The sequence below is a fragment of the Aneurinibacillus sp. Ricciae_BoGa-3 genome, from assembly GCF_028421645.1.
Lineage (GTDB): Bacteria > Bacillota > Bacilli > Aneurinibacillales > Aneurinibacillaceae > Aneurinibacillus_B.
In genome coordinates this window covers 3,522,169-3,539,523 of the sequence record NZ_CP116887.1, presented here as the reverse complement: position 1 = coordinate 3,539,523, position 17,355 = coordinate 3,522,169, and the positions used below count along the sequence as shown (strand labels likewise).

Below are 17,355 nucleotides of genomic sequence, written 5' to 3'. Positions count from 1 at the left end.
CTTCCATCCTGGAGGATTATAAACGATGAGACCACGAAATTCAGATAAAATCGCGGTTCCTTAGGACCGTGATTTTTTTCATCCTTTCAGCTTAAATATATGTTGACTGATTTAAATGAAGTTATCACACTTGAAGCAAGCCCTACACCGAGCACCGTTAGGAGCGAATAAACGGATTCATGGCCACCAAGTATATAAAGGCCGAATGTGACGATGCAGATATCAATGAAAAAGATAATAATTCCCACATTAATAGAAAACCATTTCGACATTAACAAAGCCATTAGATCCATTCCGCCCGGAGATATTTTATTCCTCAACATTAATCCAACTCCTGACCCGATGAACAGCCCCCCTATAAATGCGCCTTCTGCAATAGGTACATCAAACAACTCCTTCAACGGGAACAAAATATCAATCATAATGGATGATGCAAGCATTCCAAATAAACTGTTAAAAAAATAGGGGCGTTCATATTTCAAGGCAAGTAGATAAATAGGGAGACTTAAACAAATCATCGTAAGACCCACTTTAAATCCCCACAAATATTTAACCAACAAGCCGATCCCCATGACCCCGCCGTTAAGAAGATGTAAAGGAAGAATAAACCCATTCACCCCAACCCCGATAAACATGCTGCCCAACCCTATCGATGCAAGCTTTTTAAACATTTGGCAAACCTCGTCTCACTTTTGTTTACTTAACTTTTATGCAAGGGCTCAGTAGTTATTCGTAAATCGTGTTAAGAAAGGTTGTATTTCCACAATAGAAAACGAAGGGTGAACTTAAACTGTAGAGCGGCTGTCCGCATGCCAATTTGTTGCTTAAGCACTTGCAAAAGGGTTTCTATGCAGAAGCTATTTTGCAGGTGTTTAGTTCATAAGCGTGTAAACTCCTTTTTCTCCTCAATCATACGTTTCAAGAGACATATTTCATTGGGAATAGTATAAAATACATCCTCAGTTCTTTGGTTCAGTACATCCTGGCCTCTAATACATAGAATTTTTTTTCGCCTGATTTATTTATGAATTGGACGGTGCTATCTTCATCAGTGATTACGATTCCTTGTTCTATTTGATCTAGAGCCTTTTCATATAGCAATAAACATTCCTCCTTTAGTCTCTTGTTATTTAATTACCCCATATAGCAGCGATTTGTCACAAATTGATAATATATTACTAAACATTTGCACATGGCTCTTTGATTACCTAGCAAAGTATAATAAAAAGCAAAAGACTCTCATCGTTTAAAGTGAGAGTCTTTCTGTCGTATTCTAGAAACTCGGATAAATATAAGGATCCTTTGGAGAGGATATTTTCTTCATCGTAACAGCCTTGATGCAATCCCTTTCTTCACCGTTTACTTTCAGTTTATCAATCTTTCCTTCAATAGATACCCACGAACCTTGTTTATATTTTTCTATGTTGCTAGTTATGAGCGGGGCTCCGTAAAAGGTAGCGTCGGCCACACAGCATGCGATAAGTACGCGTCCCAGTTCTTTTTTCTGATACGAACTGCTTGAATCCGCGTAGACCATTCCGCTCATTTGGATATTCTTGCCGACAAGTTCATCCGGGTATTGATCAAAAACACTGAGTACGGTGAAGTAATTATCATCATTGACGATAATTTTATCTTTTTTCTTTAACTCAGAAGCAGCTTTCTGCACAGGGTCATTCGGATCAACCGAATCGGTGTTTGCTGGCTGAACAGAACGAGAAGGAGTCGCTTCTACGCTGGACGGTGCGCTGTTTTTCGCTGCAATAGCCCTTTCAGGAACTTGATAAGGGACGATTACAGCCAACAGGAGGGGCAATATAATGAGCCCGTAAGACAATCCTTTTTTGAAAGCAGGCTGGTTCGGGTGATGGTGATTATGCCCGCATTCGCAAGCATCCCCATGCTGTATCCGGCTCTTTCTAACCTGGACAATTGTCAGAAGCAGAAAACCAGTGGCTCCAAAATAAAGAAATGGGGATAATAGCGGCGATAAATAACGCATGCTGTTTCCGGAAATAATCAACCAGCTGAAAAAAAGAAAGAAGCCCAGTAGAATCACGGAACGAAATAATCCTAGTTTATCCCAGGTTTGAAATTCCTGCATAATAAAACCTCACCTCATATGAATGATGAACTGCTCAAAAGTGACACTTCCGCCTAAAACCAGTAATGTGATAAGTGCCATGAAAAAAAGTACAAAGCTGGCCTTGAAAACAGAGAAAAGCATCATCGTATTCTTAATATCAAAAATCGCCCCAAACACCAGAAACGCGACAATTGCTCCGGGCGGAACAAGGGAAGAGAAAGAGGCACCAACGAACGCATCTGCCTCTGAGCATATTGACAGGAGAAAGGCAAGCCCCATCATGAGCAGCGTAGAGATTAGGATACTGTCTGCAAATGAACCAAGCAGTGCACGGTTCAGCGAAACCTGAGCAAAAGAAGCGATTAAAGCGCCAAAGATAACAAATTTACTGACATCAAAAAATTCATCGGTCGTATGATAGAGAACACTCCATAATTTGGCCGTCAAACGTAGCTGGCTCGTTTCTTTAGAATGGTTAGGCCCATGGTGTGTATGTTCATGATGCGCATGTTGATGATGCGCATGTTCAGAATGTGTATCTACAACCCACTTGTCTGCGGCACTTTTTAAAATCGAGCGATCCCTGACCATATAATACACAAGCAGGCTCGCGGCAACCGCCACTCCGATTGCGAGCCCCATCCGCCCATAAACCATTGCTGGATTCATCCGAAAAGCAAGGTGAGTAGATAAAAAAACAATGGGATTGACAATCGGTGTCACGATTAAAAAGATAATCCCAAGATGTGCCGGCATGCCTTTTTGGATAAGGCGCTTTACAACCGGAATAATCGCGCACTCACAGATGGGAAAACAAACAGCCAGCAGGATAGCGGGAAAAATCGCAGCAAGCGGCTGGCGCGGCAAAAAACGCTGAAGTCTATCCTCTGACACAAATACGAGAATGCAGGATGAGACAAGTGTACCCAGCAGCACAAAAGGGATGGCCTCGAGAAATATGCTAAGAAATATTGTGGTGAAGTCTTTTATGGGGGAAGGGAAGTGAAAGGCAAACCCGCCACCGCCACTCATCCTTCTGTAGCTAGTCGTCCACAATAAAAAGACAGCAAGAAGCACAGGCCCACCCAGTTCGATTAACCTGCCCACATTACGATTTAACATTTCCATTCTCCATTTCACTTTTATAAGAGTTGTTCGGTTCATTATATCAAAGTAATCAATTTTATCTTAACGAATCTCTATTAGAATTCCATTAAGTTTGCTAATTCCTATCACTAAATTATTATCGATCCTACAAAGGACTTGTTTTATTAGAAAAGAAGCGTATAATCAATTTTGAATTATAAAATGACACGGATGGAATGGTAGTAAAGATGGACTTGCTAGCATTCTATTTTAATTCTTCGGACGGAATGACCAGTTAGTATATTGATGCTAATCGATTACTCCACCATAACATGCACCTGCAGGTGTTTTGTCGTGGTGGAGTTTTTTTGAATAGAAAAAAAGGCAATGATGGGAAAGAGAACGCTTTGGAGGAAGCCGATGAACCAATCTGTCATAAAGTTTTTTCAATGGTTTTTAAATTTATCCTTAATCGCGCTGGGGCTTGTCCTTGTTATCTTTATGGTTCGCGAAGTCTGGATTGTCCTTCAATATGCGATGGCGCCTCTTTTTGACGTCCGCAACATTTTGCAGGACATGTTGATGTTTTTCTTGTTTTTTGCATTCCTGTCCACAATTGTTACGTACTTTAAAGAAAAATATCATTTCCCCATTCGCTATTTGCTGTACATCGGGATTACAGCGACGCTTCGTTTTATCATTGTCAACCGTGATGATCCGGTGGCGAACTTAATTCTTTCCGTTGTTATTCTGGTACTTATGATTAGCTATTCTTTAAAAATCCGAAATGAGTAATGATGTATCTGAATGCGAGCCTGATAAATGGAGGGGTATTATGTTTACAGAACAACAAGTCTTAAAAGCCTTGCACCATGTACAGGATCCGGAATTAAACCGCTCGATAGTAGACCTGAATATGGTACGCAATATTCAGATTCGCGGTAACTCACTGAGCCTCCTTGTTGTATTAACCATACAGGGATGTCCGCTAAAGGCTAAAATTCAGCAGGACATTGAACAAGCTTTACACGAAATTGGGTTCCAACAGGTTCAACTTTCCTTTGGCAGCATGACGGATGAAGAACGACAAACGTTGACAGCATCCCTTCGCAAAGCCAGCACAACCGAAACCGGGATGCCAACGCTTTTAAAACCGGAGTCCGGCGTAACATTTATCGCGGTTACAAGTGGGAAGGGCGGAGTTGGAAAAACAACCGTAACGATAAATCTCGCTGTATCTCTTGCTAAACGAGGTAAAAAAGTAGGGATTTTAGATGCGGATATATACGGATTTAGCGTCCCTGTAATGATGGGGATAACGGAAAAGCCAACCATGATTGACCAGACTGCAATCCCTGTACAAAAGCGTGGTGTATCCGTGATGTCTATGGGGTTTTTCTCACCTGACAATGCACCGGTTATGTGGCGGGGTCCGATGCTTAACAAATGGATACGAAATTTCCTTGCAAATACGTATTGGGGAGATTTGGATTATCTTCTGCTGGATCTGCCGCCGGGCACAGGCGATGTAGCCATTGATGTGGCGGCTATGATTCCGCAGGCAAAAGAGATCGTCGTCACAACCCCGCATCAGGCTGCATCCTATGTGGCAACGCGTGCAGGGGTTATGGCCAAACATACGAAACATCACATAGCAGGTGTTGTTGAGAATATGGCTTACCTCGAAGAGAAATCAGGAAACAAATTATATCTCTTTGGTAAAGGTGGCGGCGACCAATTGGCAGAGCGGTTGCAGACAGATGTAATTGCCCGCATTCCATTTGAACCTGTTAAAGAAGATTCACCAACCTCCATTGCTGATTCCGAGAGTGCAGTAGGAGAAGCATTTGACGTGCTGGCAGAAACCCTCGACGTTACAATCAAATCGTAATAAAAGACCTGTCGTTTAAAAGGCGTCGCGCGATTCCTTGCTCAAGCGGTATGGTCAAGATGCGAGCCTTTTGCATTGGGACCAATAACAAATAGCTTCTTTAGTATGCTGCCGTAAAAAGAAGCCAGCAGCTGTTGAAACAGCATCCCGAGTATGACAGGAATGGCGACGGGGGATGGAAAGTATGTCACCGCCAGTACGGCGCCCGCGCTAATATTGCGCATTCCTCCATTAAACGTTAAGGAAATGAGGGTCTCCTTATCCCATTTGAAAACTTTACCAATCAATAAGCCGAAAGGGTAACCCAGAACGGCGAGCAAGAGTACAACCAGAGTGATTTCAGCAAGATGCAGATTAAAATGTCTAAGGTAGGGTGCAACCGCGGCTCCGTTCAAAGCGACGACCAATCCAATGCTCAGCTTTGAAAACGGAGCCAGCCTTTTTCCCAGAGTAGAATAGATCGAGCCATGTGTTAGATGATTTAATGCCATTCCCACCACGGATGGCAGTACAATCATCCACAGAAGCCCTTTAACCATTGCCCACACATCCATACTCACCTTAGCTCCAACAAGAAAATACATACTCACCGGAACGATGAAAGGGGACAGCAGCGAGTCTATCAGAATAACGGATAAGGTTAAGCCAATATTGCCTTGATATATAGAAACCCAGATGAAGCTCGTAATCCCGGCGGGTATAACAAGCCCAAGGATTAGCCCCGTAATCACGTAAGGGTCGCTTGAAAACAGCAGATGTCCGGTTAGCCAGGCTACTAACGGCATAATCACATGCAGCACCATCAACGTCATAAGCAGCGGCAGCGGACGCATGATGGCGCTCTTTATTTGTTTAAAACTAGAATTTAAGCTTCCCGAAAACGTCATAAATGCGAAAATCCAGGCGACCAGAAACGCATAGGGAGTTAAACGCTGACCTAACACGACGCCAATCACCAAACTGGATGGTGTGATAAGAGGGATAACCCGGTCTAACATACCGTTAAGTTTGTTAATCATATCGAATTGTATAATCCTTCCTGATTGCGTAAGGTAAAATGAATTATAACATGTTTTCTGAATATTTAAATCCCCTATCCGCATTAAAGGATAAAATATTTATATTATATTGACTAGTGATACAAATATTATTATTATGAATTTAATAAGATTTGCATTACATAATGGTAGGCTATTTTCAATGCATAAGCTCAGCTGTTTATGCATTAAAAATACAGCTAAAACAAAAACCTTGTTTTATAATGTAAAACAAAATAAACCGAAGGGTGTGATAGCACATTTAACGAACAGATCAAGCTGGTGTGCCGCCGATCACAGGACATGGCGGTAAGCCAGAGCTAATGAGCGCTCGTATTTGTATCCGCTTTCAATCGATAAGGGGGAATATTAACATGAAAAAAACAGTTAAAAGGTGGATGGCCGCCTGTTCCGTTCTTTCTTTAACAGGCATCTTACTTGCAGGCTGTGGGTCAACTTCTGCTCCAACAAATGCTGGAGGCACAACCGCGGGGCAGCCTGCTGCAGCGAGCCCGGCAAACGGTTCAGCCAAAACCATGCGAATAGGGATTGGGCTTAACGACAAAAGTACGGAATACAAAGGCACGGTGAAATTCAAAGAACTTGCTGAGAAGTATACCAATGGATCTGTTCAGGTTCAGCTTTACCCCAGTGGTCAACTGGGTGCTGATTTGAATATGACCCAGCAGCTGCAAACCGGTACATTAGAATGTACGATTCCTTCAACTTCTCCTGTTGCGAATATCATACCAGAGTACGCGGTTTACGACCTGCCGTTTATGTTCAAGGATGAAAAAGTTGCGGATAAGGTGCTTGATGGGCCGTTTGGCCAGAAGCTGTTGGATAAGCTGCCGGCAAGCGGCATTGTTGGGCTCGGCTACTGGGAGAATGGCTTCCGTGATTTAACAAACAGCAAGCGGGCAATTAAAACCAGTGCCGATCTGAGTGGCATCAAGCTGCGTGTTATGCAAAACCCGGTCCACATTGATTTCTGGAAAGCATTAGGAGCGAACCCGACACCGATGTCGTTCGACCAGGTGTTTAATGCCCTCCAGCAGCACGTTATTGATGGCCAGGAAAATCCTGTCCAGACCATTTATACACAGAAGATGTATGAAGTGCAAAAATATATGACCATAAGCCATCACGTTTATACGCCTTTTGTGTTCCTCGTAAGCAAAATCTGGTGGGATCAATTAACGCCTGACCAGCAGCAGGCACTTAAAAAAGCCGAAAAAGAAGCGGGAGACTACCAGCGCCAGATTAACCGGGAAGAGGCTAAGACGGATGTCGATGCCATCAAACAAAAGGGCGTAGAAGTCAACACGCTCACAGATGATGCCCGTAAAGAAATGGAAGCAAAAGTAAAGCCTGTCGTTGATAAATATGCTGCCAAGTACGGCGATACAGTTAAGCAGCTTTTCGACGAGATAAAAAAGGCTGAAGCCAAGTAAAGCTAAAAGAGGGTTCCCAACGGACCCTCTTTTTCTAGAAGACTCTATATAAGGAAGTGATCCATATGAGCCAAATTCATGCACCTGTGGAGTATCCGGAGATTTCTGCTCAACGGCCCACTAGCCTGCTGGGAAGTTTAAGAAACGGTGTACATCGCGTTGTCGTTGCCTTAACAATCGCTTTGATGGTTTGTATGGTTATTGATGTCGCCATTCAGATTCTCTACCGTTATGTACTCAACGATTCCCTGGCATGGTCCGATGAATTAGGCCGTTACCTATTTCTATGGGTTGTCTTCATGGGCGGTACGATGGGCGTTAAGGAAAATCTCCACCCATCGTTTGGAAGTGTTGTCCACAGCTTATCGCCTGCGGGCCGTTCTGTTTTCATTATGTTAGGCCGTGTGCTCACGCTTGGTTTTTGCATGGATTTACTTATTCTTAGTTTGAAGGTCATGCCAACGATAGCAACTGCAGTTTCACCCGCATTGCAGTTCCCTATGTCTTACCTCTATTTAATTTTTCCGATTTTCTCTATTTTATCTATGTTCTATACGATTTGCCATTTGTGGGAGGATCGCAGAGGCATCCCGGCATGGGGATGGTTGCTAGGTGTGGTTGCATTAGGTGCTGTTGTCTGTATGAGCGTATTAAATGCTCACTTACACCTGAACTTCCCAGCAACCCTTGTGGTTTTACTGCTGATTCTTTTTGCACTCGGGGTTCCAATCGCGTTTGTGCTGGGTATCACTTCGCTGGGGCTATTGTTTATGACGAACCCCATTCCGCTTACGATTATACCGCAGCGTATGTTTCTGATCAGTGACAACTTCTCATTAATGGCGATTCCTTTTTTCATGCTTACAGGGGCGCTGATGCAGGTGGGCGGGGTTGCCGAACGCCTGGTTCGCTTAGCCAGTGTTTTAATTGGATGGGTGCGTGGAGGATTGGGCTATGCGGATATATTCGTGAGTGCCTTCTTTGCGGATATTTCCGGTTCGGCTGTGGCGGATACAGCTGCCATCGGCTCTGTCATGCTGCCCGGAATGGTCAAGCGCGGTTATGATAAGCCATTTGCCACCGCACTGCAATCGGCTGCCGGAACGCTTGGTGTTATGATTCCGCCAAGCATTACGACGATCCTGTTTGCTGTAACGGCTAATGTTTCAGTCGTAACAATGTTTTTAGCCAGCTTTATTCCAGCCCTGCTGGTAATTGTATCGTTTGCAGTCGTTGTCTTCTTCACCGCTAAGAAGCGGGATTTTCCGCGAGAGCCCAAACCGACGCGGAGGGAATTGTGGGAAGCGTTTCGTGGTGCTTTTCTGCCGCTGTGGACGCCAATTATTATCCTGGGCGGAATATTATCCGGTATTTTCACACCAACCGAAGCCGGTGTTGTGGCTGTTTTTTATACCTTGATTGTTATGGCTGTTACCAAACAGCTGAATGTTAAATCTTTCTGGCATGCGATGGTAGATGCCCTGCATGGCACGAGCAAAACCATGCTCATTGTCGCCAGCGCCTTTGTCCTTGGCTGGCTGCTTGTTGTAAGCCAGCTCTCGCAGACCATTGCGAATAGCTTGTTCTCTCTGTCCCACAATGTTTTCGTTATCCTTATAATTGTAAACATTTTCCTGGCCCTCGTGCACGTTGTACTGGAATCGTCTTCCACCATTCTGTTAATTGTTCCGATTCTCATGCCGATTTTAGGCAGCATTGGTGTGGATCCGATCCACTTCGGCATACTGTTGTTAATCAACTCGGCGATTGGCCTGCTTACACCGCCAGTGGGAGTCATCTTGTATATTGCCAGCGGGATTACGAACATTCGGGTAGAAACGTTGGCCAGGGCCGTCATTCCTTTTATTTTAATGCTGGTGGTCGACCTGATACTGGTCATAATTTTCCCTGGGATTGTTTCTTTCCTGCCAAACGTACTTGGCCATTAATCAACAGGGTGTGGGATGTTCATCCTTCTACCCTTTCCATTTCCTCAGGCAGGGAGGCTTGAATTATGAAGATTCACGCGTTATTTTCATCCTGATGGGTCTGTTGCTGATTGGTAAAATGATTGAATTTGCAAATTGACGATGGAATAAAATTGGAATAGAATAAAAATACAGAATATAATTCCAAAACTGAGTTTTATAATATAGCACAAAATAACTCGAATGGAACAGGAGGCCTTACATAAGATGAAAAAATATAAAGTTGTCGTTACAGATTGGGAATATCAGGACCTGCATTACGAAGAGCAGGTGTTCCACAAGCATGACCAGATTGAACTTATTCCTGCCCAGTGCCGCACAGAGGAAGAAGTTATCGAAGCGTGCCGCGATGCGGATGCCATCATCAACCAGTATGCTCCGTTAAGCCGTAGGGTCATTGAGGCGCTCGAAAACTGTAAAGTGATCACCCGCTATGGGGTGGGCGTAAATACAATCGACCTGGCAGCCGCAACAGAAAAACAAATCTGTGTGGCAAACGTGCCGGACTACTGCAAGGACGAAGTGGCTGACCATGCGCTTGCCCTGCTGCTAAGTTGGACACGTAAAGTCGTCGTCGCCAATCAATTCGTTAAAAGTGGTGCGTGGGACTTCAAGGTAACCCGGCCGATTTACCGTCTCCGCGGCAGGATTCTGGGACTAGTCGGTTTTGGGATGATTCCACAGTCCCTCAACGATAAGGTGAAGCCGCTTGGGCTCGAAGTCATTGCGTTTGACCCTTTTGTACCAAAGGAAGTGGCGGAAGCAAAAGGTGTAACGCTGGTTACGCTGGAGGAATTGTTTGAGAATGCGGATATTATTTCGGTGCATGCGCCATTAACACCCGAAACAAAGGGCATGATCGGAAAGGAACAATTTGTCCGGGCAAAGAAAGATGCCATTCTAATCAATACGTCACGTGGTCCTGTTGTGGATGAACAGGCGCTAGTGGAGGCTTTAGCCAGCGGACAAATCGGCGGTGCTGCCCTGGATGTGTTAGAGCATGAACCTATCCGCCCAGATCATCCGCTGCTTAAGATGGAAAATGTCATCCTCACCCCGCATGTCGCCTGGTACTCAGAAGAAGCAGAAGTTGAAATGAGAACGAAAGCTGCTATGGGTGTTGTCGATGTGTTAATTTACGGAGAGTATCCGAAATATTTGGCAAACAAGCAAGTCAAGGAAGTTCTCAGCTTAAAGGAGAGCCGACCGGAACAAAGATACGCGGCGCTCGTCTAAAACAAAAGGGTAGAGGAGGTACGTTCGATGGGGATTATTGAGGAATTGCTCCAAGATATACCGCTGCCCCGCATGGTGAAAGTACGACAGAAGTTTGCCGCTCCTGAGATTGACGATGTAGCCGGGGCAGTGCACCAGGCCATAGCAGATGCGGGAGTCCTGTCCCGCATAGAAGCAGGGGATCGGGTAGCCATTGCTGTCGGAAGCCGCGGTGTGGCGGATATTGATATCCTGACCAGAGAAGTTGTGCATGCCGTCAAAAGTGCCGGGGGCCGCCCGTTTGTTGTGCCGGCTATGGGCAGCCATGGCGGGGCCACAGCTGAGGGGCAATTGGATGTGTTGGAACAGCTGGGTGTCACAGAAGCGGCTGTAGGTGCCCCTATCCTCTCCAGCATGGAAGTTGTCCAAATCGGCCAATTGCCTAATGGGCTGCCGGTTTATATTGATAAAAACGCATATGAAGCAGATAAGATTATTGTGATCAACCGGATCAAACCCCACACTGCTTTCCGAGGACCAGTGGAGAGTGGCTTAATGAAGATGATTACGATCGGTCTTGGCAAGCAAAAGGGAGCGGAAGCGGCCCATGCTTATAGCTTTAAATACATGGCTGAACATGTGCCGGAGATGGCAAAAATCTCGCTGGCGCAAACGCCCATCATTTTCGGCCTGGCGACCCTTGAAAATGCCTATGACCGCCCTGCAAAAATTGTTGCGGTTCCAGCAGAGAAGCTTGAGGAGGTTGAGCCTGCACTGCTTGTGGAAGCAAAGGCGCTCATGCCAAAAATCTTATTTGACCCGATAGATGTACTGATTGTCGATCAGCTCGGAAAAGACATCTCCGGCGACGGAATGGATCCGAACATAACCGGACGCTACGCTACCCCATATGCCAGCGGTGGACCAAACGTGACGCGCATCGTTGTGCTGGGGCTGACGGATAAGACCCACGGCAACCATAACGGACTCGGCATGGCGGATATGACCACCCGCCGGGCGATCGATTCGGTGGAATGGGAGAAAGGGTACGCCAACGCGCTAACAAGTACAGTTGTTGACGTGATTAAAATGCCTATGGTGCTGGAATCAGATGAAATGGCGATCAAGGCAGCGATTAAAACGAGCAATGTTTTTGACATGAGCCAAGCCCGCGTAGTCCGGATTCATAATACCCTGCATATCGGGGAGATCTGGATTTCCGAAAGTCTGCTCCCAGATGCACTGGAGAATGGTCAGATAGAAGTTCTGTCCGATCCAGCCGACATCAGACTTACTTTTAAATAAAGGAGCCATAGGATGAGAATTACAAACCTTAAGTTATATAAAGTAAAACCTCGCTGGCTTTTTTTAAAAGTGGAAACAGACAGCGGGATCGACGGATGGGGTGAGCCAATCGTTGAAGGCCGGGCTGCTACGGTAGAGGCCTGTGTTCGGGAACTGAGTGATTACCTTATAGGCCAGGATCCGCTGCGAATCGAGGATCATTTCCAGGTGCTCTACCGGGGAGGATTCTACCGAGGAGGGCCGATTCTAACCAGTGCGATATCTGGAATTGAACAGGCGCTGTGGGACATTAAAGGAAAGTACTTTAACATGCCGGTCTATGAAATGCTGGGCGGTGTGGCAAAAGATAAAGTCCGGGTGTATTCCTGGATCGGCGGTGACCGGCCAACAGATGTTGCCATTGCCGCGAAGGAGAAGGCCGAAGCTAAATTCACTGCGATTAAAATGAATGCGACAGAAGAGATGCACTACATTGACAGCTACTCAAAAGTAGATGCCGTAATTGAGCGCGTCGCTGCCATCCGTGATGCAGTAGGCATGGAGTTGGGAATCGGCATTGACTTTCATGGCAGGGTGCATAAAGCAATGGCTAAAATCCTGGTGAAGGAATTAGAGCCATTCCGGCCGATGTTTATTGAAGAACCTGTCCTGCCTGAAAACAATGAAGCGCTGCGGGAGATTGCCCGGCATACGACTACGCCTATTGCAACAGGCGAGCGGCAGTTTACCCGCTGGGGCTTTAAGCAATTATTAATCGACGGCTATGTGGATATCATTCAGCCTGATCTATCACACGCAGGCGGCATTCTCGAAGTGAAAAAAATCGCTGCAATGGCGGAAGCGTTTGATGTGGCGGTGGCGCCGCATTGTCCGCTGGGGCCGATTTCCCTAGCTTCTTCTCTGCAAGTGGATTTCTGTACACCAAATGTGATTATCCAGGAACAAAGCCTGGGTATTCATTACAACCGGGAAAGCGATCTGCTTGATTATCTCGTTGACCCAACCGCTTTTACCTATGTGGATGGCTATGTCCTGCCCCCTCAGAAACCGGGTTTGGGTATTCAAATTAATGAAGAAAAAGTAAGGGAAGCTGCAAAACAAGGCCATGCATGGAAGAATCCCGTATGGCGATACGAGGATGGAAGTGTCGCTGAATGGTAAGAAAGCACAGGGTTTAGAGAGGGGATACAATAGTGGCAAAGATTTATCCTTCTATTGAAAGTATAATCAATCCTTATCGCGATAATGTGCAAGGAAAAGCAAACGAGCCGATCACCGTAGCAGGCCTGCTGGACCGTGCCAAGCAGATTCTCGGTTCTACTTACAACGGCCCCGCTCCAGATTGGACGCTTGAGGAAATATACAACAGGTTAGAAGAAAATGCACCTCGCATTGCCATTATCGGTGGATCCGCGGATCACCCGGCACACATCATGGATTTTCAAACATCGGCGCGTGCGGCGATTCGCATCTGGCAGAACGGCGGCGTCCCATTCTACTTCTCTACACCAGTTATGTGCGACGGGACAGCGCAAAGCAATCAAGGAATGAGTTATTCCTTGCAAAGCCGCAATGCGGTTGCGCAAATGGTGGTTAGCCAGTTAGAGTCACACAGCTACCACGGCGCATTCGTCATTCAAGGGTGTGATAAACAGCCCCTGGGTGTGGTGAGCGCTCTTGCCCATATGGATCGCATTCGCCGGGAACGGGGAGAGGCGCCTTTCTTCGCCACTTTTGCTCCGGCCCACGTGCTGCAGGGCGGTACGATTCCGACAGAGCTTTTCGCGGAATTGGAGGAAGTCGCTTGTATAGCTGAAAACGAAGGAATGGAAGATATCGCGTATGATTTGCGCGATGCGATGGCCTACATCCTTCAGTGCTCGTCCAATACTGCTTTTCAAGGGGTGCTTGAGCGGGCTAAGGAGCGGGGCTTAATCAGCCAGGCAGAGCATAAAGATTTTGAAAAACGGTTAGCGGTTGCAACATGTGATGAGCACGGTGGTGTTTGCGCATTTAATGGCACAGGAAACAGCTCCCGCCATCTCGTTGCCGGTTTAGGATTGGTTCATCCTGCTGTTGAGCTATTAACGGCTCCCCCGAGCCAGGAACAAATTAATCAGGCATTGGACAGCTTAGCCACAATGATAAACGACCCGGTATATGGAGTGGCAAACGTGATGGCCGCCAATATCCGTAACGCCATTCGAATCCACAGCGCATCTGGCGGATCCACCAATCTCATGATGCATATGGTGGCTGGCATGATTTATGGCGGATACAAATTTAGCCTGTGGGATGTGGACCGCATCCATCATGAGCACCCGATTCCCGATTTGTTTAACTACAGCCTTACCGAAGGCCGCGATATTTTTGTACTTGCGATGCAGTGTTGTGACAGCAAAAGCCGGGGCATGGAGACACTCTTCCATGAATTGTTGGAGAATGGGGTTCCGATGGATGTGGAGGCGCCGACCGCTACAGGTACAACCTGGCAACAGCGGCTGTCTGATAAAGCGAATCTTTCCGCCGGACTTGCAGGGGATAACCCGATCATTCTTTCGACACCGAGACGTCCGTTCAGCGGAGTGGATGTGCTGACTGGCAACTTCTTTGAAAGCGCTGTAGTTAAAATCAGCGGGATGACCACTCCTCAGCTGAATGGATTTGATGAAAAAGCAGCGTTCGTCCTTTACTACCAGAATGAGGATGAAGCGAACAGCGGGCTACTCAATAGTGATCTATTAAACGAAATAAGGGATGCAGGCAGTTTTGCCCATGACGACCTTCTTGCAGTCCTCAGGCAGAATGCGCCACAGCACTATGAAACGTTAAAGGATGCTGACTATGAAACCCTGTTCAATGAGATGGTTGATAAGGACGCGCTAAAAATCGCTGTAGTCATAGCCGGGCAGGGACCGGTAGCCTTTGGGATGCCGGAAATGTTTACACCGATGCAGCATATTAATGCAAACCGTAAGTTGAAACGGTTGGCTACATTAATTAGCGATGGGCGGTATTCCGGGGTAACCTATGGCGCAGCAATTGGCCACATGACGCCAGAGGCGAAAGAAGGCGGTGGCATTCTCTATCTGCAGACGGGAGATATACTCCATCTGAGGCTTCGATCAAGGCAAATCCAGTTTATTAATAAGGAAGCGTTCCGCAGTGGGATCTTCGATTACGCATTTGACCGGGTAAAAGAAGAAAGAAAAGAAATCGCGGAGGGTCGTTTAGCAGGCATCCATAAACGGCAACGCCTGGTCGCAGCCAGCAATCGTCTGGTGGGCCACACCGATGCAGCCAACGGTGTTGTACCGTTAGCGGTTTTTGAAGAAGCAGTACTGGAATATCAAGCAGAAATTCAATTGCCCGATAGAGCGGAGCAAAGAGGAGGACAAAAATGATGAAGAAGACGAGAGATTTTATCGAGAAACTCGGCTTTCCGCGAGACGATTGCAACGAACTCCCATCTTCAACCAAACGATTTCCAGATGGGGCTCAGTACCGGGTGGAGATTCCCAGTGTAGAAGGGCCTGCATCTTTTGAAGCTGTGTTAGAAGCATGCATAGAGTATGATGTCAGCATTCACCGCATTTCTCAAGGCAGCGGCATTATGCTTCTGACCGACGATGAGCTGAAGCAGATGGCTGAAATTGGCAGAAGGGAAAAACTCGAAGTCAGTTTATTTGTCGGCCCTCGCGGCACATGGGATATCCCGTCCATGCAGTGGGCCAGTGCGGGGAAAATTGCAGGTCTGCGCGTCCAGGGAATGGACCAGCTCGTGTACTCAATCGAAGATATTAAGCGGGCCTGCCGCTTTGGCATCCGCAGTATATTGGTCGCGGATGAGGGTCTGCTTTACCTGGTTAATGAATTTAAAAATGCAGGTGAGCTGCCGGAGGATCTCATTGTCAAGGTGTCTGTCCAAATGGCCCATTCCAATCCTGTGTCTATCCGTTTAATGGAGAACATCGGTGCCGGGACCTACAATGTGCCAACCGATTTAACGCTAGCACGCCTGGCTGCTATTCGTCAGGCCTGTGATCTGCCGATTGATATTTATTGTGAAGCACCGGATGACGTCGGCGGGTTTATCCGCCACTACGATATACCGGAGATTATCCGTGTTGCAGCCCCGGTATATATCAAATTTGGCCTGCGCAACGCACCAAACATTTATCCGTCAGGCACACACTTAGAGCCAACCTCTATTGCCCTATCAAAAGAGCGGGTTCGCCGCGCAAAGCTTGGATTGGAAGTCATCAAGCGTTATGCACCGGATTTGATCACTTCAGAAAAGGGAGCTAAAGGCCTGGGTGTACCGGTCGAGGAGAACCTGAAATGGACAGAATTGCTGGAACCTTCATCAAAATAGCACCCGTTCCAGCCTACGCTATGATAAAATAGCTGTAGACTACATTGATCAAAGGGTGAAGAATTATGCCGATTATTCAGGCTGTGGATCGAGCACTTCGTATACTGGACTTGTTCGATGAGCAAGAAACGGAACTCAAAATTACAGACATCAGCGAAAGGATGCACCTGCATAAGAGCACGGTTCATTCGCTGCTCAAAACCCTGCAGGTGCATGGGTATATCGATCAAAATCCGGAGAACGGAAGATACAAGCTGGGAATGAAGCTGTTCGAACGCGGGAACTTCGTGATCCATGGTTTGGATATTCGCAAGATTGCGAAAAGCTACCTGATGGAACTTTCGATAAAAACAGGCCAGACGACACATTTGGTTATTCTGGATGGTACCGAGGGCGTCTACATTGATAAAGTAGAGGGGCCGCTGGCGACTATTCTCTATTCACGAATAGGCAAACGAATACCGGTTCACTGCAGTGCGGTTGGCAAGGCTTTAATCGCCTTTAAACCGCCACAGGAATTGAAGAAGATTTTAAAGGATTACGTCTATCACGTTCAGACCCAGAATACCATTACCAATGAAGCACAATTTATGGCTGAACTATCGGTTATTAATGAACGGGGATATGCAGTAGATAACCAGGAGAATGAACCGGGTGTCCGGTGTGCGGCGGTTCCCATTCGCGATCATACCGGCCAGGTCATCGCTGCCATCAGTATCTCTACGCTAATCACGCAGGTAAATGATGAAGAATTAGATAAATTTATTGGCCTCTTAAAGAAGGATGCGGAGGAAATTTCACAGAAGATGGGTTATGGCATTCAGACGATTGCCCGATAAGCAAACGAACAGGAGGATTTAACCGACGGGTCCTCCTCTTTGTAAGAGCACACATAAAAACTCAGTTTTACTATATAAA

The 17,355-nt window shown here is 46.4% G+C and carries 14 protein-coding genes; 10 read left to right on the top strand and 4 right to left on the bottom strand.

Annotated elements, in window-relative coordinates; translation table 11 throughout:
- Window positions 1-86: 86 nt before the first annotated feature.
- From PP175_RS17835 to PP175_RS17825, 3 genes are all read right to left on the bottom strand, one after another.
- Window positions 87-671, bottom strand: coding sequence for a YitT family protein (locus tag PP175_RS17835; protein ID WP_272439652.1), 585 nt, complete (start codon window positions 669-671; stop codon window positions 87-89).
- Window positions 672-1,273: 602 nt separating this feature from the next.
- Window positions 1,274-2,104, bottom strand: coding sequence for a TIGR03943 family putative permease subunit (locus tag PP175_RS17830; RefSeq protein WP_272439651.1), 831 nt, complete (start codon window positions 2,102-2,104; stop codon window positions 1,274-1,276).
- A 9-nt stretch (window positions 2,105-2,113) separates the two neighbouring features.
- Window positions 2,114-3,208, bottom strand: coding sequence for a permease (locus PP175_RS17825; protein WP_272439650.1), 1,095 nt, complete (start codon window positions 3,206-3,208; stop codon window positions 2,114-2,116).
- Between the two features lie 384 nt (window positions 3,209-3,592).
- Between PP175_RS17825 and PP175_RS17820 the strand changes: the two genes are divergently transcribed.
- Together PP175_RS17820 and PP175_RS17815 are read left to right on the top strand one after the other, a co-directional pair.
- On the top strand, window positions 3,593-3,967 hold the full coding sequence (locus PP175_RS17820) for a phosphate-starvation-inducible PsiE family protein (RefSeq protein ID WP_272439649.1): 375 nt from the start codon (window positions 3,593-3,595) through the stop codon (window positions 3,965-3,967).
- A gap of 40 nt (window positions 3,968-4,007) precedes the next feature.
- Window positions 4,008-5,063, top strand: a complete 1,056-nt coding sequence (locus PP175_RS17815) for a P-loop NTPase (protein ID WP_272439648.1) — start codon at window positions 4,008-4,010, stop codon at window positions 5,061-5,063.
- A 41-nt stretch (window positions 5,064-5,104) separates the two neighbouring features.
- On the opposite strand, the gene PP175_RS17810 is transcribed toward PP175_RS17815, so the two are convergent.
- Window positions 5,105-6,082, bottom strand: coding sequence for a bile acid:sodium symporter family protein (locus PP175_RS17810; RefSeq protein WP_272439647.1), 978 nt, complete (start codon window positions 6,080-6,082; stop codon window positions 5,105-5,107).
- A gap of 392 nt (window positions 6,083-6,474) precedes the next feature.
- Between PP175_RS17810 and PP175_RS17805 the strand changes: the two genes are divergently transcribed.
- The 8 genes from PP175_RS17805 (at window position 6,475) to PP175_RS17770 (ending at window position 17,276) form a co-directional block, all read left to right on the top strand.
- On the top strand, window positions 6,475-7,554 hold the full coding sequence (locus PP175_RS17805) for a TRAP transporter substrate-binding protein (protein ID WP_272439646.1): 1,080 nt from the start codon (window positions 6,475-6,477) through the stop codon (window positions 7,552-7,554).
- A gap of 65 nt (window positions 7,555-7,619) precedes the next feature.
- Entirely contained in the window at window positions 7,620-9,503 is a 1,884-nt protein-coding gene (locus PP175_RS17800) for a TRAP transporter large permease (RefSeq protein WP_272439645.1), read from the top strand.
- Window positions 9,504-9,749: 246 nt separating this feature from the next.
- Entirely contained in the window at window positions 9,750-10,778 is a 1,029-nt protein-coding gene (locus PP175_RS17795) for a C-terminal binding protein (RefSeq protein ID WP_272439644.1), read from the top strand.
- A 27-nt stretch (window positions 10,779-10,805) separates the two neighbouring features.
- Window positions 10,806-12,062 (top strand): nickel pincer cofactor-dependent isomerase, group 22, encoded by a 1,257-nt coding sequence (locus PP175_RS17790; RefSeq protein WP_272439643.1) that lies wholly within the window; start codon window positions 10,806-10,808, stop codon window positions 12,060-12,062.
- Window positions 12,063-12,074: 12 nt separating this feature from the next.
- On the top strand, window positions 12,075-13,223 hold the full coding sequence (gene dgoD / locus PP175_RS17785; protein ID WP_272439642.1) for a galactonate dehydratase: 1,149 nt from the start codon (window positions 12,075-12,077) through the stop codon (window positions 13,221-13,223).
- A gap of 29 nt (window positions 13,224-13,252) precedes the next feature.
- Complete coding sequence (locus PP175_RS17780; protein WP_272443316.1) at window positions 13,253-15,466, top strand: dihydroxy-acid dehydratase domain-containing protein; 2,214 nt, start codon at window positions 13,253-13,255, stop codon at window positions 15,464-15,466.
- Entirely contained in the window at window positions 15,466-16,437 is a 972-nt protein-coding gene (locus PP175_RS17775; protein WP_272443315.1) for a U32 family peptidase, read from the top strand. The genes PP175_RS17780 and PP175_RS17775 overlap by 1 nt, the downstream gene beginning before the upstream one ends.
- Window positions 16,438-16,502: 65 nt before the next feature.
- Window positions 16,503-17,276 (top strand): IclR family transcriptional regulator, encoded by a 774-nt coding sequence (locus tag PP175_RS17770; RefSeq protein ID WP_272439641.1) that lies wholly within the window; start codon window positions 16,503-16,505, stop codon window positions 17,274-17,276.
- Window positions 17,277-17,355 lie beyond the last annotated feature (79 nt).